Source organism: Brevundimonas sp. (genome assembly GCF_013912005.1).
Classification (GTDB): Bacteria; Pseudomonadota; Alphaproteobacteria; order Caulobacterales; family Caulobacteraceae; genus Brevundimonas.
The window spans coordinates 15,732-38,999 of record NZ_JACESB010000008.1 but is presented as its reverse complement, the minus strand read 5'-3'; the positions used below and the strand labels follow the sequence as shown (position 1 = coordinate 38,999).

General features: G+C 71.6%; 27 protein-coding genes and 2 tRNA genes. 10 read left to right on the top strand and 19 right to left on the bottom strand.

Annotated features, from left to right (window positions below):
* Positions 1-90: 90 nt before the first annotated feature.
* The 5 genes from mscL to aroA form a co-directional block, all read right to left on the bottom strand.
* Positions 91-513 (bottom strand): large-conductance mechanosensitive channel protein MscL, encoded by a 423-nt coding sequence (mscL, locus tag H2038_RS07710; RefSeq protein ID WP_292111239.1) that lies wholly within the window; start codon positions 511-513, stop codon positions 91-93.
* 4 nt (positions 514-517) lie between these two features.
* Complete coding sequence (locus tag H2038_RS07705; protein WP_292111237.1) at positions 518-808, bottom strand: integration host factor subunit beta; 291 nt, start codon at positions 806-808, stop codon at positions 518-520.
* Positions 809-1,029: 221 nt separating this feature from the next.
* Positions 1,030-2,733 (bottom strand): 30S ribosomal protein S1, encoded by a 1,704-nt coding sequence (gene rpsA / locus H2038_RS07700; protein ID WP_292111235.1) that lies wholly within the window; start codon positions 2,731-2,733, stop codon positions 1,030-1,032.
* Positions 2,734-2,885: 152 nt separating this feature from the next.
* Positions 2,886-3,536 carry a (d)CMP kinase gene (cmk, locus tag H2038_RS07695; RefSeq protein WP_292111232.1) on the bottom strand — a complete coding sequence of 217 codons (651 nt, stop codon included), beginning with the start codon at positions 3,534-3,536 and terminating at the stop codon, positions 2,886-2,888.
* Positions 3,533-4,837: a 3-phosphoshikimate 1-carboxyvinyltransferase gene (gene aroA, locus H2038_RS07690; RefSeq protein WP_292111423.1), complete on the bottom strand. Its 1,305-nt coding sequence runs from the start codon at positions 4,835-4,837 to the stop codon at positions 3,533-3,535. The genes cmk and aroA overlap by 4 nt, the downstream gene beginning before the upstream one ends.
* A gap of 127 nt (positions 4,838-4,964) precedes the next feature.
* Between aroA and H2038_RS07685 the strand changes: the two genes are divergently transcribed.
* The 4 genes from H2038_RS07685 to H2038_RS07670 all read left to right on the top strand — a co-directional run bounded on the left by H2038_RS07685 (position 4,965) and on the right by H2038_RS07670 (position 6,616).
* Positions 4,965-5,441, top strand: coding sequence for a TIGR02300 family protein (locus H2038_RS07685; protein WP_292111229.1), 477 nt, complete (start codon positions 4,965-4,967; stop codon positions 5,439-5,441).
* 177 nt (positions 5,442-5,618) lie between these two features.
* Positions 5,619-5,694: transfer RNA gene (locus tag H2038_RS07680), tRNA-Ala, on the top strand.
* Positions 5,695-5,854: 160 nt separating this feature from the next.
* Positions 5,855-6,271, top strand: coding sequence for an Hsp20 family protein (locus H2038_RS07675; RefSeq protein ID WP_292111227.1), 417 nt, complete (start codon positions 5,855-5,857; stop codon positions 6,269-6,271).
* A gap of 87 nt (positions 6,272-6,358) precedes the next feature.
* Positions 6,359-6,616 (top strand): DUF1150 domain-containing protein, encoded by a 258-nt coding sequence (locus H2038_RS07670; RefSeq protein ID WP_292111225.1) that lies wholly within the window; start codon positions 6,359-6,361, stop codon positions 6,614-6,616.
* A gap of 25 nt (positions 6,617-6,641) precedes the next feature.
* On the opposite strand, the gene H2038_RS07665 is transcribed toward H2038_RS07670, so the two are convergent.
* The 10 genes from H2038_RS07665 to H2038_RS07620 all read right to left on the bottom strand — a co-directional run bounded on the left by H2038_RS07665 (position 6,642) and on the right by H2038_RS07620 (position 14,217).
* Complete coding sequence (locus H2038_RS07665) at positions 6,642-7,109, bottom strand: PTS sugar transporter subunit IIA (RefSeq protein WP_292111223.1); 468 nt, start codon at positions 7,107-7,109, stop codon at positions 6,642-6,644.
* A 73-nt stretch (positions 7,110-7,182) separates the two neighbouring features.
* Positions 7,183-7,848 (bottom strand): ribosome-associated translation inhibitor RaiA, encoded by a 666-nt coding sequence (gene raiA / locus H2038_RS07660; RefSeq protein ID WP_292111221.1) that lies wholly within the window; start codon positions 7,846-7,848, stop codon positions 7,183-7,185.
* 84 nt (positions 7,849-7,932) lie between these two features.
* Positions 7,933-9,441: an RNA polymerase factor sigma-54 gene (gene rpoN, locus H2038_RS07655; RefSeq protein ID WP_292111219.1), complete on the bottom strand. Its 1,509-nt coding sequence runs from the start codon at positions 9,439-9,441 to the stop codon at positions 7,933-7,935.
* Positions 9,442-9,585: 144 nt separating this feature from the next.
* A complete protein-coding gene (locus H2038_RS07650; protein ID WP_292111218.1) occupies positions 9,586-10,014 on the bottom strand; it encodes a glyoxalase superfamily protein in 429 nt (142 codons plus the stop codon).
* A 102-nt stretch (positions 10,015-10,116) separates the two neighbouring features.
* Entirely contained in the window at positions 10,117-11,328 is a 1,212-nt protein-coding gene (locus H2038_RS07645; RefSeq protein WP_292111217.1) for an alkaline phosphatase, read from the bottom strand.
* Between the two features lie 80 nt (positions 11,329-11,408).
* Positions 11,409-12,203 (bottom strand): LPS export ABC transporter ATP-binding protein, encoded by a 795-nt coding sequence (gene lptB / locus H2038_RS07640; protein ID WP_292111215.1) that lies wholly within the window; start codon positions 12,201-12,203, stop codon positions 11,409-11,411.
* Between the two features lie 19 nt (positions 12,204-12,222).
* Positions 12,223-12,693: an LptA/OstA family protein gene (locus H2038_RS07635; RefSeq protein WP_292111214.1), complete on the bottom strand. Its 471-nt coding sequence runs from the start codon at positions 12,691-12,693 to the stop codon at positions 12,223-12,225.
* Positions 12,694-12,695: 2 nt separating this feature from the next.
* Positions 12,696-13,352, bottom strand: a complete 657-nt coding sequence (lptC, locus tag H2038_RS07630; RefSeq protein WP_292111213.1) for an LPS export ABC transporter periplasmic protein LptC — start codon at positions 13,350-13,352, stop codon at positions 12,696-12,698.
* Positions 13,352-13,966 carry a ribonuclease D gene (locus tag H2038_RS07625; RefSeq protein WP_292111212.1) on the bottom strand — a complete coding sequence of 205 codons (615 nt, stop codon included), beginning with the start codon at positions 13,964-13,966 and terminating at the stop codon, positions 13,352-13,354. The genes lptC and H2038_RS07625 overlap by 1 nt, the downstream gene beginning before the upstream one ends.
* Before the next feature lie 164 nt (positions 13,967-14,130).
* Positions 14,131-14,217, bottom strand: a tRNA-Leu gene (locus tag H2038_RS07620).
* A 174-nt stretch (positions 14,218-14,391) separates the two neighbouring features.
* On the opposite strand from H2038_RS07620, the gene H2038_RS07615 reads away from it, so the two are divergent.
* A complete protein-coding gene (locus H2038_RS07615; protein WP_292111210.1) occupies positions 14,392-15,360 on the top strand; it encodes a complex I NDUFA9 subunit family protein in 969 nt (322 codons plus the stop codon).
* 15 nt (positions 15,361-15,375) lie between these two features.
* Here H2038_RS07615 and H2038_RS07610 read toward each other — a convergent pair whose 3' ends face one another.
* Together H2038_RS07610 and H2038_RS07605 are read right to left on the bottom strand one after the other, a co-directional pair.
* Entirely contained in the window at positions 15,376-16,182 is an 807-nt protein-coding gene (locus H2038_RS07610; protein WP_292111208.1) for an undecaprenyl-diphosphate phosphatase, read from the bottom strand.
* A 29-nt stretch (positions 16,183-16,211) separates the two neighbouring features.
* The gene (locus H2038_RS07605; RefSeq protein ID WP_292111206.1) at positions 16,212-17,378 is read right to left on the bottom strand and encodes a citrate/2-methylcitrate synthase; all 1,167 of its coding nucleotides are present in this window, start codon (positions 17,376-17,378) and stop codon (positions 16,212-16,214) included.
* A gap of 123 nt (positions 17,379-17,501) precedes the next feature.
* Between H2038_RS07605 and H2038_RS07600 the strand changes: the two genes are divergently transcribed.
* Genes H2038_RS07600 through queG form a run of 3 tightly spaced genes read left to right on the top strand, consistent with a single transcriptional unit; the run spans position 17,502 to position 20,232 of the window.
* Positions 17,502-18,410 carry a cation diffusion facilitator family transporter gene (locus H2038_RS07600; protein WP_292111204.1) on the top strand — a complete coding sequence of 303 codons (909 nt, stop codon included), beginning with the start codon at positions 17,502-17,504 and terminating at the stop codon, positions 18,408-18,410.
* Positions 18,411-18,458: 48 nt separating this feature from the next.
* Entirely contained in the window at positions 18,459-19,145 is a 687-nt protein-coding gene (locus H2038_RS07595; protein WP_292111202.1) for a glutathione S-transferase family protein, read from the top strand.
* 40 nt (positions 19,146-19,185) lie between these two features.
* Positions 19,186-20,232: a tRNA epoxyqueuosine(34) reductase QueG gene (gene queG / locus H2038_RS07590; protein ID WP_292111200.1), complete on the top strand. Its 1,047-nt coding sequence runs from the start codon at positions 19,186-19,188 to the stop codon at positions 20,230-20,232.
* Between the two features lie 15 nt (positions 20,233-20,247).
* Here the strand turns inward: queG and H2038_RS07585 are convergent, their stop codons facing one another.
* Both H2038_RS07585 and H2038_RS07580 read right to left on the bottom strand, forming a co-directional pair.
* Positions 20,248-20,775 carry an FKBP-type peptidyl-prolyl cis-trans isomerase gene (locus H2038_RS07585; RefSeq protein WP_292111198.1) on the bottom strand — a complete coding sequence of 176 codons (528 nt, stop codon included), beginning with the start codon at positions 20,773-20,775 and terminating at the stop codon, positions 20,248-20,250.
* The gene (locus tag H2038_RS07580; RefSeq protein WP_292111196.1) at positions 20,756-21,958 is read right to left on the bottom strand and encodes a threonine ammonia-lyase; all 1,203 of its coding nucleotides are present in this window, start codon (positions 21,956-21,958) and stop codon (positions 20,756-20,758) included. The genes H2038_RS07585 and H2038_RS07580 overlap by 20 nt, the downstream gene beginning before the upstream one ends.
* Positions 21,959-22,094: 136 nt before the next feature.
* Here H2038_RS07580 and H2038_RS07575 point away from each other — a divergent pair, with 136 nt between their 5' ends.
* A complete protein-coding gene (locus tag H2038_RS07575; RefSeq protein WP_292111195.1) occupies positions 22,095-22,619 on the top strand; it encodes a hypothetical protein in 525 nt (174 codons plus the stop codon).
* A 47-nt stretch (positions 22,620-22,666) separates the two neighbouring features.
* Positions 22,667-23,266, top strand: a complete 600-nt coding sequence (locus H2038_RS07570; RefSeq protein ID WP_292111193.1) for a BA14K family protein — start codon at positions 22,667-22,669, stop codon at positions 23,264-23,266.
* Positions 23,267-23,268: the final 2 nt, after the last annotated feature.

The following is a 23,268-nucleotide window of genomic DNA, read 5'->3' as shown; positions in this document are numbered from 1 at the left end:
TCCGGAAGGGAGGTTGTTCCCTTTTTGTTCCCCCACTTCCGGAGAGTCAAACGCGGAATCCGGCCGCTTCTTCCGAAACCGTGGACGGCGTCAGTCGCGCGAACGCGCCCGCAGTTCGTCGCGGATTTCCGTCAGCAGCGCCTCGGTCGGGGTGGGCGCCGCGGGCGCGGGATCGGGCTGGGCCGCCTGCTTCCGCCGCAGGCTGTTGATCCCCTTGACCAGGAGGAAGACCACCACCGCCACGATCAGGAACTGGATCAGGGTGTTGACGAAGGCGCCGTACTGGATGGCCACCTTCTCGACCGCCTCGGTGGCGGGGTCCTCGGGCCGCAGCACCCACTCCAGCTCGGAGAAGTCGATCCCGCCGGTCGCCAGCCCGATCGGCGGCATGACCACCTGGTCGACCAGACTCTTGACGATGCTGTTGAAGGCGGCGCCGATGATCACCCCGACGGCCAGGTCGATGACGTTGCCGCGGGCGATGAACTCCCGGAATTCCGAGGCCACGCTCATCGGCTCAGGCGTCGCCCGAGGCGTTCAGCCGTTCGCGCAGCTCCTTGCCGCTCTTGAAGAAGGGCACGGCCTTGGCCGGAACCTCGACCGTCTCGCCGGTGCGGGGATTGCGGCCGGCCCGCGCCGGGCGCGAACGGACCGAGAAGGCGCCGAAGCCGCGCAGCTCGACGCGACCGCCCTCGCCGAGGGCGTCGACCATCCGGCCGAGCACCACATTCACCACCCGCTCCACCTCGGCGTGGGTCAGGTGCGTGTTCTCTGCAGCGAGCTTTTCGATCAGCCCGGACTTGATCATTCGGACCCCCGCCCTGTTCAGCCTGCCCCGGCCCCATACGGGTGCATCCGGGCGCCGGATGCAAGCCCACCCTAGCGGTCGCTTGCGGGGGGAAAAAGGGCCAACCGCCGGTTCGGGCGCAGAAATATGAGTTGACCGCCCCGACGCGGGGACGATCCGGAACGACAAAGGGCGGCCGGATCGCTCCGGCCGCCCTCCTGTCTCCGCCGCGGCGGAAGGCCTTACTCCTTCGAGCCGGCCTTCTCGCGCAGGGCCGCGCCGAGGATGTCGCCCAGCGAGGCGCCCGAGTCCGACGAGCCGAACTGCTCGATGGCCTCCTGCTCGTCCTTCATCTCCAGCGCCTTGATCGACACCGAGACGCGGCGCGAGGCCTTGTCCACCGAGGTGATCATGGCGTCGACGCGGTCGCCGACCGAGAAGCGCTCGGGGCGCTGCTCGTTGCGGTCGCGCGACAGGTCCGACTTGCGGATGAAGGCGGTGACCGGCGCGTCGTCCTCGCCGAACTTCACCTCGATGCCGCCGGTCTCGATCGAGGTCACGGTGACGGTGACCTGCTGGCCCTTCCGGTAGGTGTCGCCTTCCATCGGGTCGCCGCCGAGCTGCTTGATGCCCAGGGAGACGCGCTCCTTCTCGACGTCGACGTCCAGCACCTTGGCCTTGACGGTCTCGCCCTTGCGGTAGCGCTGGATGGCTTCCTCGCCCGACACGTTCCAGTCGAGGTCCGACAGGTGGACCATGCCGTCGATGTCGTTGTCCAGGCCGATGAACAGGCCGAACTCGGTGGCATTCTTGACCTCGCCCTCGACGGTCGAGCCGATCGGGTGCGCGGCGACGAAGGCGTCCCACGGGTTGTCCTGGGCCTGCTTCAGGCCCAGCGAGATGCGGCGCTTCGAGGCGTCGACGTCCAGCACGACCACGTCGACTTCCTGCGAGGTCGAGACGATCTTGCCGGGGTGGACGTTCTTCTTGGTCCAGGACATTTCCGAGACGTGGACCAGGCCCTCGACGCCGGCTTCCAGCTCCACGAAGGCGCCGTAGTCGGTGATGTTGGTGATGCGGCCCGACATCTTGGCGCCGACCGGATACTTGGCTTCCACGCCGTCCCACGGGTCGGCCTGCAGCTGCTTCATGCCGAGGCTGATGCGCTGGGTGTCCGGGTTGATCTTGACGATCTGGACCTTGACGGTGTCGCCGACGGCGAGGACCTGCGACGGGTGCGAGACGCGCTTCCACGACATGTCGGTGACGTGCAGCAGGCCGTCGATGCCGCCGAGATCCACGAACGCGCCGTAGTCGGTGATGTTCTTGACCACGCCTTCGCGGACTTCACCTTCCTGCAGCTGGCCGACCAGCTCGGTGCGCTGTTCGGCGCGGGCCTCTTCCAGGATGGCGCGACGCGAGACGACGATGTTGCCGCGCGGACGGTCCATCTTGAGGATGGCGAAGGGCTGCTCCTTGCCCATCAGCGGGGCGACGTCGCGCACCGGGCGGATGTCGACCTGCGAGCCCGGCAGGAAGGCCGAGGCGCCGCCGAGGTCGACGGTGAAGCCGCCCTTGACGCGGCCGACGATGACGCCGTTGACCGGCTGGCCTTCGGCGAAGACCACTTCCAGACGGGTCCAGGCTTCCTCGCGGCGGGCCTTGTCGCGGCTGATGACCGCCTCGCCCAGGGCGTTCTCGACGCGCTCCAGGTAGACCTCGACGTTGTCGCCGACCTTCGGGATCACCGCGCCTTCGCCGATGCCGAATTCGCGGGCCGGGATGCGGCCTTCGGTCTTCAGACCGACGTCGATGATCAGGATGTCCTTTTCCATGCCGACGACGCGGCCGTGGACGACCTGGCCTTCGCCGAGGTCGCGACCCTGCAGCTGCTGGTCGAGGAGGGCGGCGAAATCGTCGCGGGTGGGGGAGAGGGTGTCGGTCATGTAGCTCTTGGGTTGGAGAATGGGTTGTGGCGCGCGGCCGGACGGCCCCGCGCAAGGTGGTGGACTGTGAGACAGGTCGTCGGGATGCGAGGCTGCGAAGGCCAGAACGCCCGCGGCTGGCGAGGTTGGGAGCGTTGGATTTGCGAAGCTGGTCAGAGACCGTGGTTCGCGCGCGCCGCCTCGACGATACGGCGGGCCGCATCGAAGGCGGCCTCTATATCCATATCGGACGTGTCCAGCAAGACGGCGTCGGCCGCCTGCACCATCGGGGCCGCCCCCCGGCCCGCGTCGCGCGCGTCGCGCCGGACGATGTCGGCCAGCATGTCCTCGAAGGCGATCGTCTCGCCCCGGCCGGTCAGTTGTTTCCAGCGCCGCCGGGCCCGCACCTCGGGCGCGGCGGTGACATAGAGCTTGGCGGGCGCTTCCGGGGCGATGACCGTGCCGATGTCGCGGCCGTCCAGCACGGCGCCGCCCGGGCGGGCGGCGAAGGCCTTCTGGAAGTCGAGCAGGGCCGCGCGAACGCCCGGATACCCCGCCACCCGGCTGGCGGCCTCGCCGGCGCCGCGATCGGTCAGGCGGTCGATGTCGGTCAGGTGGCTGGCGTCCAGGCGGCGGGCGACCGCTTCGGCCGCCGCGGCGTCGTCCAGCGAACCGCCGGCGTCGAGCACGCCCAGCCCCACCGCCCGGTAAAGCAGGCCGGTGTCGAGGTGCGGCAGGCCGTAGAGCGCGGCCAGCCGGGCGGCGATGGTGCCCTTGCCCGAGGCGGCGGGTCCGTCGACGGCGATGATGAGAGAACCGGTCATGAGGCCGTCGCGATATCGGCCCCGAGCCGCCGCATCAACTCGACAAATCCCGGAAAGCTGGTGGCGATCATCCCCGGCTCGTCGACCGACACCGCCTCATCCGCCGCCAGACCCAGCACCAGATGGCTCATGGCGATGCGGTGATCGTGGGCGGTGTGGACGGTCGCGCCGCCGCGCACGCCGCCGCCCGTGACGATGAATCCCTCCGGCTCCTCCTCGACCTGCACGCCGCAGGCGCGCAGGCCGGCGACCATGAGCGCGATGCGGTCGCTCTCCTTGACCCGCATCTCGCCGACGCCGCGCATCACGGTCTCGCCCGCGGCGAAGGCGGCGGTGGCGGCGAGGATCGGATATTCGTCGATCATGGAGGCGGCGCGGTCCTCCGGCACGACCACGCCGGTCAGGACGGAGTGGCGGGCGGTGACGTCGCCGACTTCCTCGCCCCCCGCCATGCGCCGGTTGGCGACGGTCAGGTCGGCGCCCATCTCGCGCCAGGTCTCGAACAGGCCCGTGCGCAGCGGGTTGAGCATGACGCCCTCCACCGTCACCTCCGAGCCCGGGACCACCAGGGCGGCGGCCAGGGGGAAGGCGGCGGAGGACGGGTCGCCCGGAACGGCGACGGCGGTTCCGGTCAGCGGCTGGCCGCCGCGCAGCGACACGCGCCACCCGTCTCCCTGCGGCTCCACCCCGACCTCGACCCCGAAGGCCCGCAGCATCCGTTCGGTGTGGTCGCGGCTCTTCTCCGGCTCGGCCACCGTGGTGACGCCCCCGGCGTTCAGGCCCGCCAGGAGGATGGCCGACTTCACCTGGGCCGAGGCCACGGACTGGACGTAGTCGATCGCCGCCAGCGCGCCGCCGGCGAGCCGCAGCGGCAGGCGGTCCTCGTCGCCCAGCCATTCCAGACGCGCGCCCATCTGCGCCAGCGGAGCCGTGACCCGCTTCATCGGGCGCTTGCGCAGGGAGGCGTCGCCGTCGAACGTGGGACTGACCGGATAGCCCGCCGCGGCGCCCATCAGCAGGCGGACGCCGGTGCCGGCGTTGCCGCAGTCGATCACGCCGGCGGGCTGGCGGAAGCCGCCCTGGCCCGTGACCCGCCAGCGGCCCGGGCCGAGCCGTTCGACGCCGGCGCCGAAGGCCCGGGCGGCGCGGGCGGTGGCGAGGACGTCGTCGCCCTCCAGCAGGCCCTCGACCTCCGTCACGCCCGTCGCCATGGCGCCGAGGATCAGGGCCCGGTGCGACATGCTCTTGTCGCCCGGCGCGCGGACGAGTCCCCGCAGGGCGGCGCCCCGGCGGGCGATCAGATGGGAGGGGGTCGTCACCCGGCGGACTCCGGCGGAACAGGGCGGCGCGGAGATCGCTTTTGACAGCGGCCCCGGGCAGTGGCAAGGGAGCCGCCCGAATTCCCCACTCGTTGCGAGAGGCGCCCCCGTGGCCAATCCCGAACTGGGCCAGAAGCAGGTCTGTCCGAACTGCCAGGCCAAATTCTACGACCTGAACCGTCGTCCGGCCCACTGCCCGAAGTGCGACACCGACTTCGATCCGGAGGAAGCGCTGAAGCTGCGCAACCGTCGCGGTCGCCCCGGCGGCTACACGCCGGACGAGACCCCGGACGAGGACGCCGAGGATCAGGTCGCGAAGAAGACCGCCGCCGACGACGAGGACGAGGACGAAGCCGTCTCCGCCCCGGAGATCGACGAGGAAGGCCACGAGCCGATCCTCACCCCGGACGATGACGACGACGACGCCGTCGACCCGACCGAGGAGCCCGGGATGGGCGAGGCGACCGACGACGACGACGACGTCCTCGCGGACGACGACGATGACGACTCCGTGCCCTTCATCGAGGACGAGGACGACGACGCGTTCGACGAGGACATCGTCAAGCCGGAGAAGGACGAGGACTAGGTTTTCGGGCGGTTCCGACGCGGGTCGGGACCGCCGCGAACGCCCTGCCGGCGGCGGTTCCGGGAGGGTGAAAATAAATGCCGGAACCGGGCTTGATCACCAATCGGGCCTGACATAGGTTCCGCCGCCTCGCCGGGGGGTGACACCAATACCCCCGACGATCCGACCGAAAGGTTCGGGGCTATAGCTCAGTTGGTAGAGCGCTTGAATGGCATTCAAGAGGTCAGCGGTTCGACTCCGCTTAGCTCCACCATGAAGGCCCCGCGGGAGACCGCGGGGCCTTCGCCCTTTCCGGGACCGCCCGGCGCCGCGGGCCGTTGAAGACGCCCCCCGCAGATCCCATCTCCGTGGTCCGGAGCCTTGCCGATGCGGGAGGCGCCGGATCGCAACGCCTGCTTCGGGGGCCAGAGACAATGAATACGCGCGCCATCCTGTTCGACAGCCCGTTCCTGCTCGGGTTCGACCACACCCGGGCGCTTATCGACCGGGCCGCGCGGGCGGCGGCCGACAGCTATCCGCCCTACAACGTCGAGCAGCGCGGAGACCGCGCGGTCCGGATTACGCTGGCGGTGGCCGGCTTCGGGCCCGACGACCTGACCATCACCCTCGAGGGGCGGCAACTGACCATCGCGGGCAAGCGCGAGGAGGCGGGCGACCCGCAGGCCTTCCTGCATCGCGGCATCGCCGGCCGCGGCTTCGTGCGCAGCTTCGTGCTGGCGGACGGGCTGGAGGTCGACGGGGCCCGGCTGGAGCACGGCCTGCTGCATGTGGAGCTGAGCCGGCCGGATGACAGCCCGGCGGTCCGCCGCATCCCGATCACGACGGGCTGACGCCGTCGCGATCGCTTCGGTCGCCGATCCCGGGGCCGAACCAGTGCGCCTTTCGGCGCGTTAGCAGAGTGCAAGGAGGCGGTCCTGATGACGCCTATGATGATGACGAGAGAAGACTTCGCCGACCTCGGGGCCCCCGACCTGGTCTATGTGCGGGAAATCCGGGCGGCCGACATCCTGGCCGACGCGCCGGTCGCGGACGTGCAGGGGCTGTCCATCGATCCGGACGCGACCCTCTATGCGGTGCACGGCGCCGACGGCGAACGGCTGGCGGTGATGATGGACCGCGAGACCGCCTTCGCCACGGCCGTCGCCCACGAGCTGGAGCCCGTTTCGGTCCACTGATGAGGGCGGACCGTCCCCGCCTGAGTCAGGCGGCGGTGGCGGGCGCCTGGTCGCGCACGAAGAGCGCGCGGATGGCGTCGGCCGTCCGGGCCTGGCGGAGCTGTTCGCGCATTTCCGGAGAGCGCAGCGCGCGCGACACGGCCGCCAGGGCGCGCAGGTGCTCGGCCCCTTCGCGGGGCGGGGCGAACAGGGCGAACAGCAGATCCACCGGCCGGTCATCGACCGAGCCGTAGGCGACCGGCGTGTCCAGACGGACGAACACCGCCGTCACCCGATCAAGGCCCTCGATCCGCGCGTGCGGAACCGCAACGCCGGCGCCGAGGCCGGTCGAGCCCAGCGCTTCACGTTCCAGCAGGGCCTCGAGGACCCGCTCCACCGGCAGGCCCAGGGCTTCCGCGGCGGCGTCGGCCACCACATGCAGGGCCTGGCGCTTCGACGAAGCCCCGCTGCGCAGGACAACGCCGTCCTCCGCCAGCAACTCACCGATGTCCATGGGAACCCCGACTCTACCCGATCATCCCGTCGGGCGGGCGCCGTTTAGACGACCCGCCCGGTTGTGGGAAGCACTATGAACCCTGACCGTTTACAGAACGGTGTCCGTCGAGCGACTTCATGGTGCGCTCCGGGTCGATCCAGCCGACATTGCCGTCGGGGCGGCGATAGACGACCGAAAGGCCGCCGTGCGCGGCGTTGCGGAACACGACCACCGGATAGCCGGTCATGTCGAGCTCGGCGACCGCACGGCCCACGGTGATGGTCCGGATCTCGGTTTCGGTCTCGGCGATGACCATGCCCACCGGGGGCGGTTCGTCGGGCCGGCCGGCCTCGCCGAAGGCCTCGTCCTCGATCGCGTCGGGGTCGCGCAGGACGATGCTGCGGGCGACCTCGCGGGCGGCCATCTCGGTCTTCTCGGGGGACATCCCCTTGGGACCGATATGGTGGTCCTTCAGCCGGCGCTTGTAGCGCCGGACCCGCTTCTCAAGCTTGTCGAGGCTCTCGGTGAAGGCCGCATGGGCGTCTCCGGCGAGGCCGGAGGTGAAGACCACCTGCCCCGAGGCGAGACGGACCCAGCAGTCGACCTTGAAGCTGTGCCCTTCCTTGGCGACGATGACCTCGGCGTCCTGGGCGCCCCTTTCGAAATACTTCCCGATGCCGTCTTCGAGTTCCTGGGAGATGCGCGAGCCTAACGCTTCGCCGACATCCACGTGCTTGCCGCTGACCTGGACTTGCATGCCCGTAGAACGCTCCCGCGCGGGGTTGGTGTCAACGATGATCACTGTTTTGTGGTGACGCGGATCGCCGCAGCCACGCTTGCCTCAGCCGGCCCGCAGCATGCGCTTGCGTTCGACCGAGGAGGGGATGCGCAGGGCCTCGCGGTACTTGGCCACGGTGCGCCGGGCGATGTCCACGCCCGCCTCCTTCAGCAGCTCCACGATCCGGTCATCCGAGAGCACGTCGCCGTCCCGGCCCTCGCCGTCGATCATCGAGCGGATGCGGTGCCGCACGGCCTCGGCCGAATGCTGGGCGCCGCCGTCGGAGGACTGGATGGCGGCGGTGAAGAAGAACTTCAGCTCGAACACGCCGCGGGGGGTCGAGACGTACTTGTTCGAGGTCACGCGGCTGACCGTCGACTCGTGCATCTCGATGGCGTCGGCGACGGTCTTCAGGGTCAGGGGCCGCAGGAACTCGACGCCGAAGGCGAGGAAGGCGTCCTGCTGGCGGACGATCTCGGAGGCCACCTTGAGGATGGTCTTCGCCCGCTGGTCCAGCGACTTGACCAGCCAGCTGGCCTGGGCGGCGCAGTCCGCCACGAAGGTCTTTTCGACGTCGGAGCGGGCCCCCGCCGCCACCACCCCGTGATAGCGCTTGTCCATGATCAGGCGCGGCAGGGTGTCGGCGTTGAGCTCGACCTTCCAGCCGCCGGCCGGGTCGGGACGCACGTGGACGTCGGGAATCACGGTCTGGGCGGGTTCGCCGCCGAAGCCGGCCCCCGGCCGCGGCGTCAGCGCCTTCAGCTCGGCGACCATCTCGGCCATGTCCTCGGCGTCGACGCCGCAGATCTTGCGCAGGGCGGCGAGATCCCGCTTCGCCAGCAGGTCGAGATGGTCCAGCAGGCAGGCCATGGCCGGGTCGAAGCGGTTGCGCTCGAGCAGCTGCAGCTTCAGGCACTCGGGCACCGAGCGGGCCATCACCCCGGTCGGCTCGAAGCCGTGGCAGACCGTCAGGACGGCCTCGACGCGCGCCGGGTCGACCCCCAGCCGGTCCGCCACCTCGGCGAGGTCGCCGCGCAGGTAGCCGCCCTCGTCGACCATGTCGATCAGGGTCAGGGCGATGGCGTGGTCCGCCGGAGAGAGCCCCGCCTGCGACGCCTGGGCCTGCAGGTGCTCCCACAGGGTGGCGTCGCGGGTGTCCGGCTGTTCGCGCCCCTCCCCGTCCGGCAGCCCCCCGCCCGCTCCCGTCCGCGACCAGTCGGACAGGCCCGGCTGGGCCTCGTCGGTCATCCGGTCGGAGGTCCGCTCGCCCGGCGCGGCGTCGCCATAGAGGTCGTCGGCGCGGGCGTCGACGGCATCGGCCGCCTGGGCGGAGCCGCCCTCGTCGAAGCTCATCTCGGCGCGATCGCCGGTCTCGGCGGCCTCGGGCAGGGCGTCGTTGGCGTCGCCCGGTTCGGCGTCCTCGCGCTGCAGCAGCGGATTGCGCTCCAGCTCGGCCTCGACGAAGGCCTCGAGCTCGAGGTTCGACAGTTGCAGCAGCTTGATCGCCTGCTGCAGCTGGGGCGTGATGACGAGCCCCTGCCCCTGCCTGATCTCCAGCCTTTGTCCGAGCACCCGAGCCCCCAGCCGGGCCGTCTGGCCCGAAACTTGCTGGCGGCCACTGTGTGGCCGGAACGGTTAACGGGGGTCTAAGCCGGAGCGGGGGTCGATGAACCGGCGAGACCGGTTTGCTTCGCCGGCCGCAGAACGGCTGCGGCGTCAGTCGGCCGGGCGCCAGCCGGTCTCCGGCGCGTAGACCCAGCGGGCGCCTTTCGCGTCGATCCAGTCGCCGTCCGGCTCGCCGGTGGCGTCGGAGCCGAACCTCAGCACATTGCCCTCGGTGTCCTCGATGTGCAGCTCGCGGGCGCCCCACGGGTAGTTGGCCGGCCCGGTCCGGACGATCGCCCCCTTGGGCGCGATCTCGTCCCGGAGCGCGTCGACGTCATCCACGCCGACGTATATCCAGCCTTCGCCCCGGCCCTGGTCGCCGGTCGCCAGCATGAGCACCGCCTCATCCCGGCGTACCGAGGCGGAGTGCTCATCCCCCCATTCCCGGGTGAACCCCAGGACATCCCTGTAGTAGGCGAGAGCCCGCTTCTGGTCGGCGACGCGCAGGATCGGCGTGGTCCGGCCAAACGTCACGCTCATCCGAGCCTCCCGCGGTTTGTTGGCAACAGACTATCACAGAACGCCGTTCCGTCACGCCTGCACGCTCGTGCTCTGACCCCCGTCGGGGAGACGGAACAGGGATCAGGGCCGGCTTGAGCCGCGGCGGACCTCGTTCGACGGCGTCGCGTCCGCCGTCCAGCCCCAGGCGTCCATCATCACCCCGAACAGATGCGTATTGGGGAAATAGCCGCGGACGCCCTCGGCGCCGGGGCCGATGGCGAGGACCGGCACCTCCTCGGCGGTGTGGGTGTCGTTGACGATGACATTGTCGAGCCGGACGATCTCGCCCTCCCCGCCCGCGGCCTTCCAGGCGTCATAGCCTTGCAGCAGCGGCTGGCCGCGGCGGCCGCCGTCGACCTGGAGGGCGAAGGAATGGTCGGCGGTGAACAGCAGCAGGGTGTCGGAGAGGTCGACGCGGGCCTGGACCTCGGCGATCAGCCGGTCGAGATCGACCATGTTCTGCAGGCCCCGGCGCGGATCGTCGGTGTGGGCGTCCCATTCGACGACGAGGAAATAGCCGGTCGGGGAGCGCTGCAGGAGGTCGAGGGCGCGCAGGGTGGCGGCGTGGACGTCCATCTCGTCGGCGACGACGACGGGGCGCAGGTTGCTCGCCGGGGCCGCGTCGAGCGCGGCGTAGATCGGCCGGTCGTGCGCGGCGCTGAGGGCGTCGAAGCCCGAGCCGCGGGCGGCCAGCTGTTCGCCGATCTCGTCGCGGCCGGCGCCGAACAGGACGTCGACGCCGTCGCCGAAGCGGGGCGTAAAGGCCTGGGGGAAGATCTCGCCCCATTTCGAACGGTCGTTGGCGTGGGCGTAGTTGGCCGCCGGGGTGGCGTCGGTGATCGCCATATTGGTGACGACGCCGGTCAGCAGGCCGCGCTGCTCGGCGTATTCGAGCAGGGTCTTGGTCGGCGTCCCGTCGGTGCGGCCGCGCACGGCGTCGGGGCCCTGGCTGATCACGCCGTTACGGGTCTTCACGCCGGTGACGATGGCCGACATGCCGTTGGCGGAATCGGAGACGAAGTCGTCGACCGGCGAGGTCTCGCTGAGGCCGAGGTGCGGCCAGGTCTGGACATGCAGGCGCAGCGGCTCGCCATAGGCCATCAGGCTGGCGGCCGAGAGGGTCGGCACCCCGGCGGCGTCGGCGAGGAACAGAATGACGTTGCGGGCGCGGCCGGGCGCTTCGGCCGACACCGCGGCGGGGGGCGCGCCGGCGTCCTGGGCCGCGGCGGGAACGGCCCCGAGGGCGAGGGCGGCGGACAGGGCGAGGGCGGTGAGGCGGCGGAGCGTCATCATGCCCGTCGGATACACCCGCTTCGATGTCAGCCCCGCGACGGACGGATGAAGTCCCGGTATCGCCTTCGCCGGAAGGCCGGTCAGCCGTACATGTCGCCGAGGTAGACGCGGCGCACCTCGGGGTCGCGGATCACATCCTCGGCCTTGCCCTCGAACAACACGGCGCCGCCCGAGATGATCGAGGCGTGGTCGATGATCTCCAGCGTCTCGCGCACATTGTGGTCGGTGATCAGCACGCCGATGCCCTGCCCGGCCAGGTAGCGGATCACCTGGCGGATGTCGGCGATGGCCAGCGGGTCGATGCCGGCGAAGGGCTCGTCCAGCAGCATGAAGGACGGCTTGCCGGCCAGCGCCCGGGCGATCTCGCAGCGCCGCCGCTCGCCGCCCGACAGCCCGGAGGCGGGGGCGTGGCGCAGGTGGTCGATGCGCAGCTCCTCGAGCAGGCGGGTGACCTCCTCCTCGATCGCCTGCCGACCGGCGTGGTGCAGCTCGACCACCGCGCGGACATTGTTCTCGACCGTCATGCCGCGGAAGATCGAGGCTTCCTGGGCGAGGTAGCCGAGACCCATCCGGGCCCGCTGGTACATCGGCTGGGCGGTGATGTCCTCGCCGTCGAGATAGATCTTGCCCGAGTCCGGCGGGATCAGGCCGGTGATCATGTAGAAGCAGGTGGTCTTGCCGGCGCCGTTGGGTCCGAGCAGGCCGGCGACCTCGCCGCGCTGGACGGTCAGGGAGACGTCGCGCACCACCTGGCGCGGGCCGAAGGAGCGGGCGAGGTGCTCGGCGCGCAGCCCCGTCGGGTGCGGCGCGGCGGCCGGCGCCTCGGGGGCGACCGCCTCATGGACGTTGAGGGCCGAGAGTTCCTTGCGCGCCACGCGTCCTCCGAGCCGGGGCTCAGTCCCCGCTCTGCGGGTAGAAGACGCCCTGGACCCGGCCGTTCGAGCCGCCGTCCATCTGCGCGGCCTCGGTGCGCGTGTTGTAGGTCAGGCTGGCGCCGGTCATGACGTTCTCGCCCTGGGTCAGGATCACGTCGCCGGTCAGGACGATGGTGTCGTTGGCCGGCGTGTAGACGGCGCGATCGCCGCGGATGGTCTGTTCCGGGGTGACGAAATAGACGTCCCCGGTGGCTTCGACGCGGGTCAGGTCGCCGTTGGAGATCGTGCCCTCCACCCGGTCGGCGCGGATGCGGCTGTCGCCCTGGGTCAGTTCGGCGCGGCCGCGCAGCGACAGGGTGGTCGGGGTTCGCGCCACCTCGTCGGCCCCCCACATGATCGGCTGGCCTGCCTGGAAGCTCTGGGCGTCGCCGAGGGTCGGCAGGGCCGCCAGCGACAGGCCGAGGATCGCGGCTGCAAGGGTTCTGCTCATGCTCATCCGTCCGAACTCGCCGCGTTGATGGTCCCCCGGACCTTGTTGTCGCCCGAGCCGCTGAACACGACCCGTTCGCCCTGTTCATAGATCGCATAGGACGAAGCGGTCACGGTTCCAAGGGGGCCGGAGCCCTGCACCCCCTTCGTACCGGTCACGACGCCGGTGCGGGTGTCGACCACGGCCTCGGGCGTGACGAGGGTGAAGCCGGAGCCGCCGTCGGAGATGCGGACGTTCGGCCCGATGGTGACCTTGCGCGAGCCTTCGTCGTAGGTCCCGCCGTCGGCGGTCAGGGTGGTGACCTTGCGGCCGCCGAGGTTGAGGCGCAGGGCCGGGCCGACGAGGCGGTAGCGGCCGGTGTCGCCATCGCGCACCGCGCGCTCGAAGCCGACGACGAAGCTGCGCCCCTGGGCGTCCTGGCCGAGGAAGCGGGAGTTCTCCAGCGTCACCTCGCGGCTGGCCCCCGCCTTGCGCTCGACGTCCGACATGACGCTGCGCAGCACGATCCAGCTGATCGTCCCCCCGGCGAGGATCACGATCAGCACCGGCAGCACCCGGCGCATCAGCCGCACCCGCCGCGAACGCGTGCGGAAGGCCTCGGCCGTGGCGGCGACGCGGGCCTCGTCCTCGGCGGCGCGCGGGTCGGCCGGGCCGCTCATCAGGCGTGCGCGAAGATGTCGATCTCGTCCCAGCCGGCGAGGTCGAGGGCGGATCGGGTGGGCAGGAAGTCGAACAGGCGCCGCGCCAGCTCGGTGCGGCCCTCGCGCGCCAGCATCTCGTCGAGGCGCTCCTTGACCGCGTGCAGGTACAGGACGTCGGAGGCGGCGTACTCGAGTTGCGCCGGGCTCAGTTCGGCCGCGCCCCAGTCGGAGCTCTGCTGGGCCTTCGACAGCTCCACGCCGGCGCACTCGCGGACCACGTCCTTGAGCCCGTGACGGTCGGTGTAGGTGCGGGCCAGCCTGGAGGCGATCTTGGTGCAGTACACCGGCCGGGTCTCGACCCCGAGGTGCAGCTGGAACATGGCGATGTCGAAGCGGCCGAAGTGGAACAGCTTCAGCACCGCGGGATCGGCCAGCAGGCGCTTCAGGTTCGGGCAGTCGTAGGCCGGGCGGTTGAGCCGCACCACGTGGGCGTCGCCGTCGCCCGCCGACAGCTGCACCACGCACAGGGGATCGCGGCGGTAGCGCAGGCCCATGGTCTCGGAGTCCACCGCGACCACCGGGCCGAGGTCGAGATCGGCGGGCAGGTCGCCTTCGTGGAGGTGGATCGTCATGGGCGGGTCTTGTGTCAGTGAAAAGTGCGAGTGAGCAAGTGGTGAGCGGCCGGGATCGGCAGCCTGCGCCCTCGGCTCACCTCTCGCTCACTAGCACTTTTCACGACCGGAGACGCCAGAACAGAAACGGCCCCGCCTCGTGCGAGGGGGGCCGTTTCGAAAGATGGTGCCCAGAAGAGGACTCGAACCTCCACGGCCGTTAAGCCACTGGCACCTGAAGCCAGCGCGTCTACCAATTCCGCCATCTGGGCCCAGACATCGCCGCGCGAGGCGCGTTTCCGTCCGGAAGGCGCGGACCCTTAAGGCAGGGTCCGGTGCGGGTCAACAGGGTTTTGTCGCCTTTGCGTTGCGGCCCTCGCGGGCATCGTCTAATCCCCGCCGCACCGCCGGTTCGCGCCGGCGTCCTGTCTCTCTCGGAGTGCATCATGAGCGAAGTCGCGCCCGGTCTGGTCACCGTCTTCGGCGGCTCGGGCTTCGTCGGCAGCCAGGTCGTGCAGGCGCTCGCCCGGCGCGGCTGGCGCATCCGGGTGGCGGTGCGTCGCCCCGACCTCGCCTTCAAGGTGCACACCGCCGGCCACGTCGGCCAGATCTACACCAAGCGCTGCGACGCCACCGACCCGGCCCAGGTGGCCGAGGCGCTGCAGGGCGCCGACGCCGCCATCAACCTGATCGGCGTACTCTACGAGTCCGGGCGGAACACCTTCGAGGCCGCGCACGTCCAGACCGCGCGCAACATCGCCGAGGCCTGCGCCGCCGGCGGCGTCGACCGGCTGGTTCATGTCTCCGCCATCGGCGCCAATCCGGAGAGCGACTCCGCCTACGCCCGCACCAAGGCGGCGGCCGAGATGGCGGTGCGCGAGGTCAAGCCGAACGCCGTCATCGTCCGGCCGTCGGTGGTGTTCGGCCCCGGCGACGACTTCCTGAACCGGTTCGCCTCGATGGCCGGCTGGGCCCCGGCCCTGCCGCTGATCGGCGGCGGCCGGACCCGCTTCCAGCCGGTCTACGTCGGGGACGTGGCCGCCGCGATCGCCACGGCGCTGTCGCGCACGGAGACGGACGGCCGCACGTTCGAGCTGGGCGGTCCCGCGGTGATGACCTTCGAGGACATCCTGCGCCTGATCATGCGCGAGACGCACCGCTCGCGGCCCCTGCTCCCCCTGCCCTTCTTCGCGGCCCGGATGATCGGGAGCGCCGCCCAGCTGACGGCCCTCGTCGGCCTCAAGCCGATGCTGACCCGCGACCAGGTCGTGCTGCTCGAGACCGACAACGTGGTCTCGCCGGACGCCGAGGGACTCGCGGAGCTGGGCGTCGAGCCCACGGGCGTCGAGGCTGTGGCCGCCGCCTATCTGTGGCGCTTCCGCCGCGGCGGGCAGTTCGCCGAAGCCAAGGCCTGAGGCGCCCGTCCTGACTCAGAGGGCCCCGGTCAGCGCCAGGCCGGCGAGGCCGAGGAGGCCGACCGCGATCCGCCACCAGGCGAAGGGGGCGAAGCCGTGCCGGCTGACGAAGTCGAGCAGGAAGCGCACCACCAGCAGGGCCGTCAGGAAGGCGACCACGAAGCCGATGGCGATCAGCCCGGCGTCGCTGAAATCCAGCACGTCCCGGTTCTTGTAGAGGTCGTAGACCACCGCCCCGCCCATGGTCGGCAGGGCGAGGAAGAAGGTGAACTCCGCCGCCGACCGCTTGTCGGTCCCGAGCAACAGGCCGCCGGCGATGGTCGCGCCCGAGCGCGACACGCCCGGGATCATCGCCAGGCACTGGAACAGGCCGATGAGGAAGTAGACGCGGAAGGGATAGGCGTTCACGTCGAGGTAGGTCGGGACCTTCTTCATCCGGTCCAGCAGCAGCAGCAGCACCCCGCCGACGATCAGGGCGATGCAGACGATCAGCGGCGTCTCGAAGAAGATGGTCTTGATGACGTCGTAGGCGAGGACGCCGACGAGGACCGCCGGCAGGAAGGCGATGATCACGCCGATGATGAAGTGCCGCGCCTGCGGATCGGTCGGCCAGCGCGTCGCCAGCCGCCAGAGCCGGCTGAAGTAGACGCTGACGATCGCCAGGATCGCGCCCAGCTGGATGACGATCTCGAAGGTCTTGCCGGTGCTCTCGAAGCCGAGGAAGTGGCCCAGCAGCAGCAGGTGGCCGGTCGACGACACCGGAATGAACTCGGTCAGGCCTTCGACCAGGCCGAGGATGATCGCCGCCAGCCAGTCCGCCATGCGCGCCCCTTGTGCGAGATGCGGGCGAGTCAGTGCGCGCCCGGTTCGGGCCCCACATAGCGCAGCCGCGCCCGGATAGGCGAGCCGTCGATCATCTGGTCGAGCACATGGGCGAGCAGGCCCGCCAGCCGGCCGATCATCAGGATGTCGGCGGCGCCCTCCCGCGGCAGCTCGAGCCGGCGCGCGGTCACCGCCAGGGCGAGGGAGAAGGCGGGAGGGCGACCGGCGGCCAGCTCCCCTTCCCGCACCGCGCGGGCCAGGTCCGGCGGCAGGTCCGCGGCCGCCAGCAGGGCGGCGGCGCGGGGATCGCCCGCCGGCCAGGCGGGGTCCCCGAACCCCTCGAGCGAGCCCGCCTCCGCGGCGCGGCGGGCGGCGTCGAAGGCCTGGCGGCGCACCGCGATGATCCAGGCGGAGGCGCGCGCCATCCCGGTCACCTCCGCGGAAGCCGCCAGCGTCGACAGGCCCGCCAGGGCCGCGGCGGCCGGGGCGGCGCCGCCGGACGCGGCCGCCCGGGCGGCGACGATGGCCGGGTCGAAACCGGGATCGGCCGCGAGCACCAGCGCGCGCCGGAGAAGGGGGCCGTCGCGCTCGGGGATCTTCCAGGCCCGGGCGAGGCGCTGGTGCAGGAACAGGCGCGGCCCCGGGCCGGCGACGGCGTCGACGGCCTCGTCCAGCACGCGGGCGCATTCGAGCCGCAGGGCCGCCGGCGACCGGTCGGGGGTCTCGGCGTCCTCGTCCGCGCGGCGGGCCAGCGCCGCGAACAGCCGGGCGCGGGCCGATCCCCCGGGCGTCGCGCCGATCCGGGGCCGGGTGAGGGCGAAGGGGTTGTCGAGGCGCGCGCTCCACAGCACCCGGGCGGCGTCCTCCAGGGTGGCCGTCTCCGCCAGCTGCACGGCGTCGAGCCCCCGGTAGAACAGCCGCTCGCCGGCGATCACGCTGACCGAGGACCAGATCTCGGCCTCGCCCCGGCCCGCGCTGCTCCGCGCCGCCGGCCGCGGCTCCGGATCTCCGGCGTCCGGCGCGCCCGCGAGCCGGGCGATGTCGCGGGCGGCGTAGAGGCTGCGCCGGGGATCGTCGGGGTCCGGGCGGGCGGCGATCCGGCCGCGACTGACGTAGGCGTAGAGCGTCTGGGCCTTTACGCCCAGCCGCCCCAGCGCCTCGCCCCGCCTGATCCAGCGGCCTTCGTCCGCCGACATCCCAGCTCCTCCGCCTCCCGGCGACGATCGCCGTTCGGCCAACATGCGGCGACTTCATGACGATCCCGCTAACCATCCCGGATGCTCTTGGCGCCGCCGCGCCTTTCCGCGACAAGGGCGGCGATGACCCGCGCCGCCGTGGAAGACGCCAACGCCGCCACCCGCAGCATCACCCGCCTGTCCGTCGGGGTGGCGGTGGTCCTGATCCTGATGAAGGCCTTCGCGCTCGGCGCCTCCGGCTCGGTCTCCATCCTGGCCTCGCTGACGGACTCCGCTCTCGATCTGGTCGCCTCGCTCGCGACCTTCTTCGCCGTCCGCTGGGCGGCGGCGCCGCCGGACGAGGATCACCGCTTCGGCCACGGCAAGGGCGAGGCGATGGCGGCGCTGGTGCAGGCCGGGCTGGTCTTCGCCTCGGCCGTCTTCATCGGCTGGGAGGCGATCCAGCGGATGTTCGATCCCCGCCCGGTGACGGCGGGGCACTGGACCGTCGCCGTGGTGGTGGCGTCGATGCTTCTCACCGGCTGGCTGATCTGGCGGCAGGGACGGGCGATCCGCGCCAGCGGCTCGGTCGCGGTCGAGGCCGACCGCTCCCACTACGCCGCGGATCTCGCCTCCAACCTCGTGGTTCTGATCGGCGTGATCTCGGGCGCCTGGCTGGCCGCGCCGGGGCTGGACGCGGCCGCCGGCCTGGTCGTGGCGGTCTGGCTGTTCTGGGGCGCGGCCGGCGTGCTGCGCGGCGCCGCCGACCAGCTGCTGGATCGCGCCGCGCCCGAGGCGGATCGCGTCGCCATCACCACCGCCATGCTGTCCGACCCGCGCATCACCGGGGTGCATCGCCTGCGCACCCGCCTGTCCGGTCCCGTCATGACCATCCAGATGCACGTCGACATGGACCCCGGGCTGTCGCTGGCCGAGGCGCACGGGATTCTCGTCGAGGCGGAGAACCGGCTGCTGGAGCGGTGGCCGGCCGCCGACATCCTGATCCACCCGGACCCGCGCGCGGCGCCCGCCGGCAAGGGCCCGTGGAGCTGATCCGCGGCCCATGGCTAACGCCCGCTTAACGGGCTCGGGCGCATGGACATGCGGATGTCCGCCGTCCTCTACCATTTCGCTTTCGATCCCGGCTCGCGTGCGGCCCGGCTGGCGCTGGGCGAGGCGAAGGTCGCGTTCGAGGAGACCCCGGTCCGTCCGTGGGAGCCCGGCTGCCCGGTGGCGGGGCTGAACCCCTCGGGCATGCCGCCGGTGCTGCAGGTGTCCGAGACCTCCCGCCCCCTGACCCTGTGCGAGACCGCGGCCATCCTCGGCTGGCTCGAGGATCGCGCGCGCGAGCCCTTCCTGATGCCGGCCGATCCCGCCGAACGGGCCGAGACCCGCCGGCTGGTGGGCTGGTTCGACCGCCGCTTCACCGACGAGGTCGACGCCGTCCTGCTGCACGAGCGCATGGAGAAGCCCCTGCTGCGCCTCGGACCGCCGGAGGCCCGCGCCCTGCGCGCCGGGCGCGAGGCGCTGCGGGCCCACCTGGGCCAGTTCGAGGGCCTGCTTGCCGAGCGCGACTGGCTGGCCGGGCGGCGGCTGGGCCAGGCCGACATCGTCGCCGCGGCGCACCTGTCGGTGCTCGACTACTTCGGCGAGGTCGCCTGGGCCAACTGGCCGGGCCTGAAGACCTGGTACATGAAGCTGAAGTCGCGGCCCTGTTTCCGGCCGCTGCTGACGGACCGTTTCCCGGGGGTGCAGCCCTCGGCCTCGTACGCCGACCTCGACTTCTAGCCCGACTTTCGCCCCCATCGGCGCTATGAAGGCGCCGACCATGGCCCGCGACCCCCGCATCTTCATCCGCGAGCGCGCCGCGGCGCTGGGCTTCGACGTCTGCCGTTTCGCCTCGGCGTCGGAGCCGTGGAGCGCCGGCGAGCGGCTGGCGCATTTCGTCGGCGAGGGCCGCCATGGCGAGATGGGCTGGATGGAGACGACGCTGGCGCGCCGGGCCCACCCGACCGCCATGTGGCCGGAAGCCCGGACCGCCGTCGTGCTCGGCCTCAACTACGGGCCGGGAAAGGATCCCCTGCCCGAACTGGACGACCGTTCGGCCGGATACCTGTCGGTCTACGCCCGGGGCGACGACTATCACGAGCTGATCAAGGGACGGCTGAAGACGCTGGCGGGGCAGATCGCCGCCCGCACCGGCGAGGCGGTCAAGGTCTTCGTCGACACCGCGCCCCTGATGGAGAAGCCGCTGGCCCAGCGGGCCGGCCTGGGCTGGCAGGGCAAGCACACCAACCTGCTGAGCCGCGACCACGGCAACTGGCTGTTCCTCGGGGTGATCCTCACGGCTGCGGAGATCGAGCCGGACCCGCCGGAGCGCGAGCACTGCGGCAGCTGCACCGCCTGTCTCGACGCCTGCCCCACCCGGGCCTTCCCGGCCCCCTTCCAGCTCGACGCCCGGCGCTGCCTGTCCTACCTGACCATCGAATTCTCGGGGGCGTGGCCGGAGGCGTTCCGCGTCGCCGCCGGCAGCCGCATCTACGGCTGCGACGACTGTCTGGCGGTCTGCCCCTGGAACAAGTTCGCCGCCGAATCGCACGAGAGCCGGCTGCAGGCGCGCGAGGCGCTGGTCTCGCCGCGTCTGGCGGATCTGGCGGCGCTGGACGACGCCGGCTTCCGGGCGCTGTTCTCCAAGAGCCCGGTCAAGCGCATCGGCCGCAACCGCTTCGTGCGCAATGTTCTCTACGCCATCGGCAACAGCGGCGACGTGGCGCTGCTCCCTGCGGCGCAGGCCCTGCGGGCCGACCCGGACCCGGTGGTGCGGGACGCGGCGGCGTGGGCGGCGTCGCGTCTGGACTCCCTCTCGCCGGTCTAGGGGATCAGAGGCCCCTCACCCCGCCGCCACGCCCACGCCGCGGTTCCCGCCGGGCGCGCGGGCGATGTCGAGCAGCTTGACGCGGAAGACCAGCACGCTGTTGGGCGGGATGCCCGGACGGCCCTGCTCGCCATAGGCCTGCTCCGGCGGCAGGTAGACGATCCACTCGTCGCCGACCCGCATGTGCTGCAGCGCCTCGGTCCAGCCCTCGACCACCTCGCCGAGGGTGAACACCGCCGGCTGGCCGCGCTGGAACGAGCTGTCGAACACCGTGCCGTCGGTCAGCGTCCCCTCGTAGTCGACGCGGACGAGGTCGTTGCTGTCGGGGCTCTCGCCGCCGGACGGGCCCGACTGGACGACCTTGTACTGCACGCCGGACGGCAGGGTGCGGACGCCCTCCTCCCGCGCATTCGACTTGAGGAAGAACTCGGCGGCCCGGGCGTTCTCGGCCGCGGCGTCGGCGGGGTTTCCGCCGCGATCGCAGCCGACCAGCGCCACGGCGATCGCGAGGACGACGGCGCCCCTAGCCCATGCGAAGTTCATAGCCTGCTTCCTCCAGCGCCTGTCTGATGTCGTGCGCGTGCGTCTCGCCGCGCGTCTCGACCATGATGTCGAATTCGGCGCCCTTGGCCGGCACATCGAGCGCCAGCCGGTTGTGCACCACGTCGATGATGTTGCCGCCCAGACCGCCGATCACGGCGCTCATCTTCGACAGCATGCCGGGGCGGTCGTCGCCGAGGATGCGGTAGACGACCAGCCGCTTCTCGCGCACCAGCTCGCGGTTCAGGACCACGGCCAGCATGCGGGAATCGATGTTCCCGCCGGTCAGCTCGAGCCCGACCTTCATGCCCCGGAACCTGTCGGGATAGGCCAGCAGGGCGGCCAGGCCGCCGGCGCCCGCGCCCTCCGCCACCGTCTTCTCGAGGGTGGCGAGGAAGGCGACGCCCTTCTCGAAGTCCGCCTCCTGGCAGACCATGACGTCCTCGACCAGCGGATCGGCGAGGGCGAAGGGGATCTCGCCCACCGCCTTGATGGCGATGCCCTCGGCGATGGTCTGGCCGCCGCACTTCGGCGGCTCGCCCCGGCGCCGGGCCGTGAACGACGGGTACATGGCCGCCTCCACCCCGAAGATGCGCACCGACGGCTTCAGCCCCTTCGCGGCGATGGCCGAGCCGGCGATCAGGCCGCCGCCGCCGATCGGGATGATCAACGCCTCGAGGTCGGGCGCGTCCTCCATGAACTCCAGCCCGCAGACGCCCTGACCGGCGACGATGCCGGCGTCGTCGAAGGCGGAGACGAAGACGAAGCCCTCCTCGTCGCGCAGGCGGTGGGCCTCCTCGGTGGAGCCGGTGAAATCCTGTCCCTTGATGACGACGTTGGCCCCGTGGGCGCGGGTGCCGTCGATCTTCACGAAGGGCGTGCCCTCGGGCATGACGATGGTCACGGGCACGCCGAGGCGGCCCCCGTGATAGGCCAGGGCCTGGGCGTGGTTGCCGGCGCTGGCGGCCACCACGCCGCGTCGCCGCTCCTCGGGCGTCAGCTGCAGCAGCCGGTTGAGCGCGCCGCGCTCCTTGAAGCTGCCGGTGAAGTGCAGGTTGTCGAACTTGATCCAGACCTCGGCGCCGGTGAGCTGCGACAGGCGACGGGAGTGGCGGACCGGGGTGCGGTCGACCTGGCCGGCGATGCGCTGGCGGGCCGCCAGGATGTCGTCGAACGTAACCGTCATGGGCGCTCCCCGGACCCCGGTCTCGGGCCGGGCTCGGGCGCTTGTGAACCACCGCCCGGCCGCTCGCAACCTTGACCTTGGGCGAACGTTCAGCCTCTGATCCGGCGTTCGACCCGCGCGTCCCACGGAGAGAGCCATGCCCGCCGCAAAGTCCGTCCCGTCCCTGCTCGCCCTCGGCGCCGCCGCCGCCCTCCTGACCGCCTGCGAGACGGTTCCCGTCGGCGGCGGATTCGGCCCCGCGCCCGGCGGTCCGGCCCCGTTCCGCCCGGACGACTTCGCCTGGTCGGCCCGCCCCGGCCGGGCGGTGATCGACGGCCGCGTCGACTACCGCCGCGACGGGCAGCGCTACGACTGCACCGGATCCGTGGCGCTGACGCCGGACACGCCCTACACCCGCGCCCGCTTCCGCACCCTCTACGGCGCGACCGATCGCGCCGCCGTGCCCGAGGCCGTGGTCCGCGCCCGGACCGTGCCGGATCCCAACGCAGACTACCGCTCGTTCGTGCGGACGGAGACCTGCCGCGACAACCGGTTCGAGTTCACCGGCCTGCCGTCCGGCGGCTGGTTCATCATCGCTCCGGTCAGCGCCGGCGGCGACGACCGGATCGTGCTGATGCGCCATGTCGACACCCGCAACGGACGGGTGTCGGTCACCCTCTGAGTCAGATGCTTCCCGGCCGCGTATCGGGCCGCTCCGGAGAGTTCGCCATGTCCCGCCTCGCCCCGATCATCCTCGCCGCTTCGCTCCTGATCCCGGCGCACGCCGCCGCCCAGAGCCGGGGCGATTACGGCGGCTACGGTCCTGACCGGTTCCATGCCGGCGAGCGGCGGGAGGACGGCGACGGCTGGAACGCCGCGCCCTCCGCCTTCGACTGGCGCAGCCAGCTGGACCGGCCGGGCGATTATCGCTGCGACGCCTACTGGGACGCGCACCGTGCCGATTGCGGCGCCGGCTGGCGGGACCAGCGCCGCCGGGCGAGCCCGGAGGCTCGCCGGGACTACCGGGAACTGGCCGGGTACGACGCCGGCTACGGGTACGGGGACGGCTATGCGGATCGCTACGGCTCCCACGGCCGCCCGTGGTCACGCCGCGGCTATGGCTCCGGCCGGGGCGACGGGAGCCGGTCCGGCGACGTCTACACCGCGGCCTACGGCCGGCCGGACATCGTCTATCCGGGCGGCGGCGGGCGCGGATGGAGCGCCCGCGACCCGGGCCGGATCGCCTGGTGCCGCGCCACCTACCGGTCCTACGATCCACACAGCGGCTACTATCGCGCCTGGAGCGGCCGGCTGATCTTCTGCGGCTGAGG

What these genes read in the sequence shown, in the direction of transcription:
- mscL (WP_292111239.1), bottom strand. Translation starts at nt 513, where the DNA reads ATGAGCGTGGCCTCGGAATTCCGGGAGTTCATCGCCCGCGGCAACGTC.
- H2038_RS07705 (WP_292111237.1), bottom strand. Translation starts at nt 808, where the DNA reads ATGATCAAGTCCGGGCTGATCGAAAAGCTCGCTGCAGAGAACACGCAC.
- rpsA (WP_292111235.1), bottom strand. Translation starts at nt 2,733, where the DNA reads ATGACCGACACCCTCTCCCCCACCCGCGACGATTTCGCCGCCCTCCTC.
- cmk (WP_292111232.1), bottom strand. Translation starts at nt 3,536, where the DNA reads ATGACCGGTTCTCTCATCATCGCCGTCGACGGACCCGCCGCCTCGGGC.
- H2038_RS07675 (WP_292111227.1), top strand. Translation starts at nt 5,855, where the DNA reads ATGAATACGCGCGCCATCCTGTTCGACAGCCCGTTCCTGCTCGGGTTC.
- H2038_RS07670 (WP_292111225.1), top strand. Translation starts at nt 6,359, where the DNA reads ATGACGCCTATGATGATGACGAGAGAAGACTTCGCCGACCTCGGGGCC.
- H2038_RS07665 (WP_292111223.1), bottom strand. Translation starts at nt 7,109, where the DNA reads ATGGACATCGGTGAGTTGCTGGCGGAGGACGGCGTTGTCCTGCGCAGC.
- raiA (WP_292111221.1), bottom strand. Translation starts at nt 7,848, where the DNA reads ATGCAAGTCCAGGTCAGCGGCAAGCACGTGGATGTCGGCGAAGCGTTA.
- H2038_RS07650 (WP_292111218.1), bottom strand. Translation starts at nt 10,014, where the DNA reads ATGAGCGTGACGTTTGGCCGGACCACGCCGATCCTGCGCGTCGCCGAC.
- H2038_RS07645 (WP_292111217.1), bottom strand. Translation starts at nt 11,328, where the DNA reads ATGATGACGCTCCGCCGCCTCACCGCCCTCGCCCTGTCCGCCGCCCTC.
- H2038_RS07635 (WP_292111214.1), bottom strand. Translation starts at nt 12,693, where the DNA reads ATGAGCAGAACCCTTGCAGCCGCGATCCTCGGCCTGTCGCTGGCGGCC.
- lptC (WP_292111213.1), bottom strand. Translation starts at nt 13,352, where the DNA reads ATGAGCGGCCCGGCCGACCCGCGCGCCGCCGAGGACGAGGCCCGCGTC.
- H2038_RS07625 (WP_292111212.1), bottom strand. Translation starts at nt 13,966, where the DNA reads ATGACGATCCACCTCCACGAAGGCGACCTGCCCGCCGATCTCGACCTC.
- H2038_RS07615 (WP_292111210.1), top strand. Translation starts at nt 14,392, where the DNA reads ATGAGCGAAGTCGCGCCCGGTCTGGTCACCGTCTTCGGCGGCTCGGGC.
- H2038_RS07610 (WP_292111208.1), bottom strand. Translation starts at nt 16,182, where the DNA reads ATGGCGGACTGGCTGGCGGCGATCATCCTCGGCCTGGTCGAAGGCCTG.
- H2038_RS07605 (WP_292111206.1), bottom strand. Translation starts at nt 17,378, where the DNA reads ATGTCGGCGGACGAAGGCCGCTGGATCAGGCGGGGCGAGGCGCTGGGG.
- H2038_RS07600 (WP_292111204.1), top strand. Translation starts at nt 17,502, where the DNA reads ATGACCCGCGCCGCCGTGGAAGACGCCAACGCCGCCACCCGCAGCATC.
- H2038_RS07595 (WP_292111202.1), top strand. Translation starts at nt 18,459, where the DNA reads ATGCGGATGTCCGCCGTCCTCTACCATTTCGCTTTCGATCCCGGCTCG.
- queG (WP_292111200.1), top strand. Translation starts at nt 19,186, where the DNA reads ATGGCCCGCGACCCCCGCATCTTCATCCGCGAGCGCGCCGCGGCGCTG.
- H2038_RS07585 (WP_292111198.1), bottom strand. Translation starts at nt 20,775, where the DNA reads ATGAACTTCGCATGGGCTAGGGGCGCCGTCGTCCTCGCGATCGCCGTG.
- H2038_RS07580 (WP_292111196.1), bottom strand. Translation starts at nt 21,958, where the DNA reads ATGACGGTTACGTTCGACGACATCCTGGCGGCCCGCCAGCGCATCGCC.
- H2038_RS07575 (WP_292111195.1), top strand. Translation starts at nt 22,095, where the DNA reads ATGCCCGCCGCAAAGTCCGTCCCGTCCCTGCTCGCCCTCGGCGCCGCC.
- H2038_RS07570 (WP_292111193.1), top strand. Translation starts at nt 22,667, where the DNA reads ATGTCCCGCCTCGCCCCGATCATCCTCGCCGCTTCGCTCCTGATCCCG.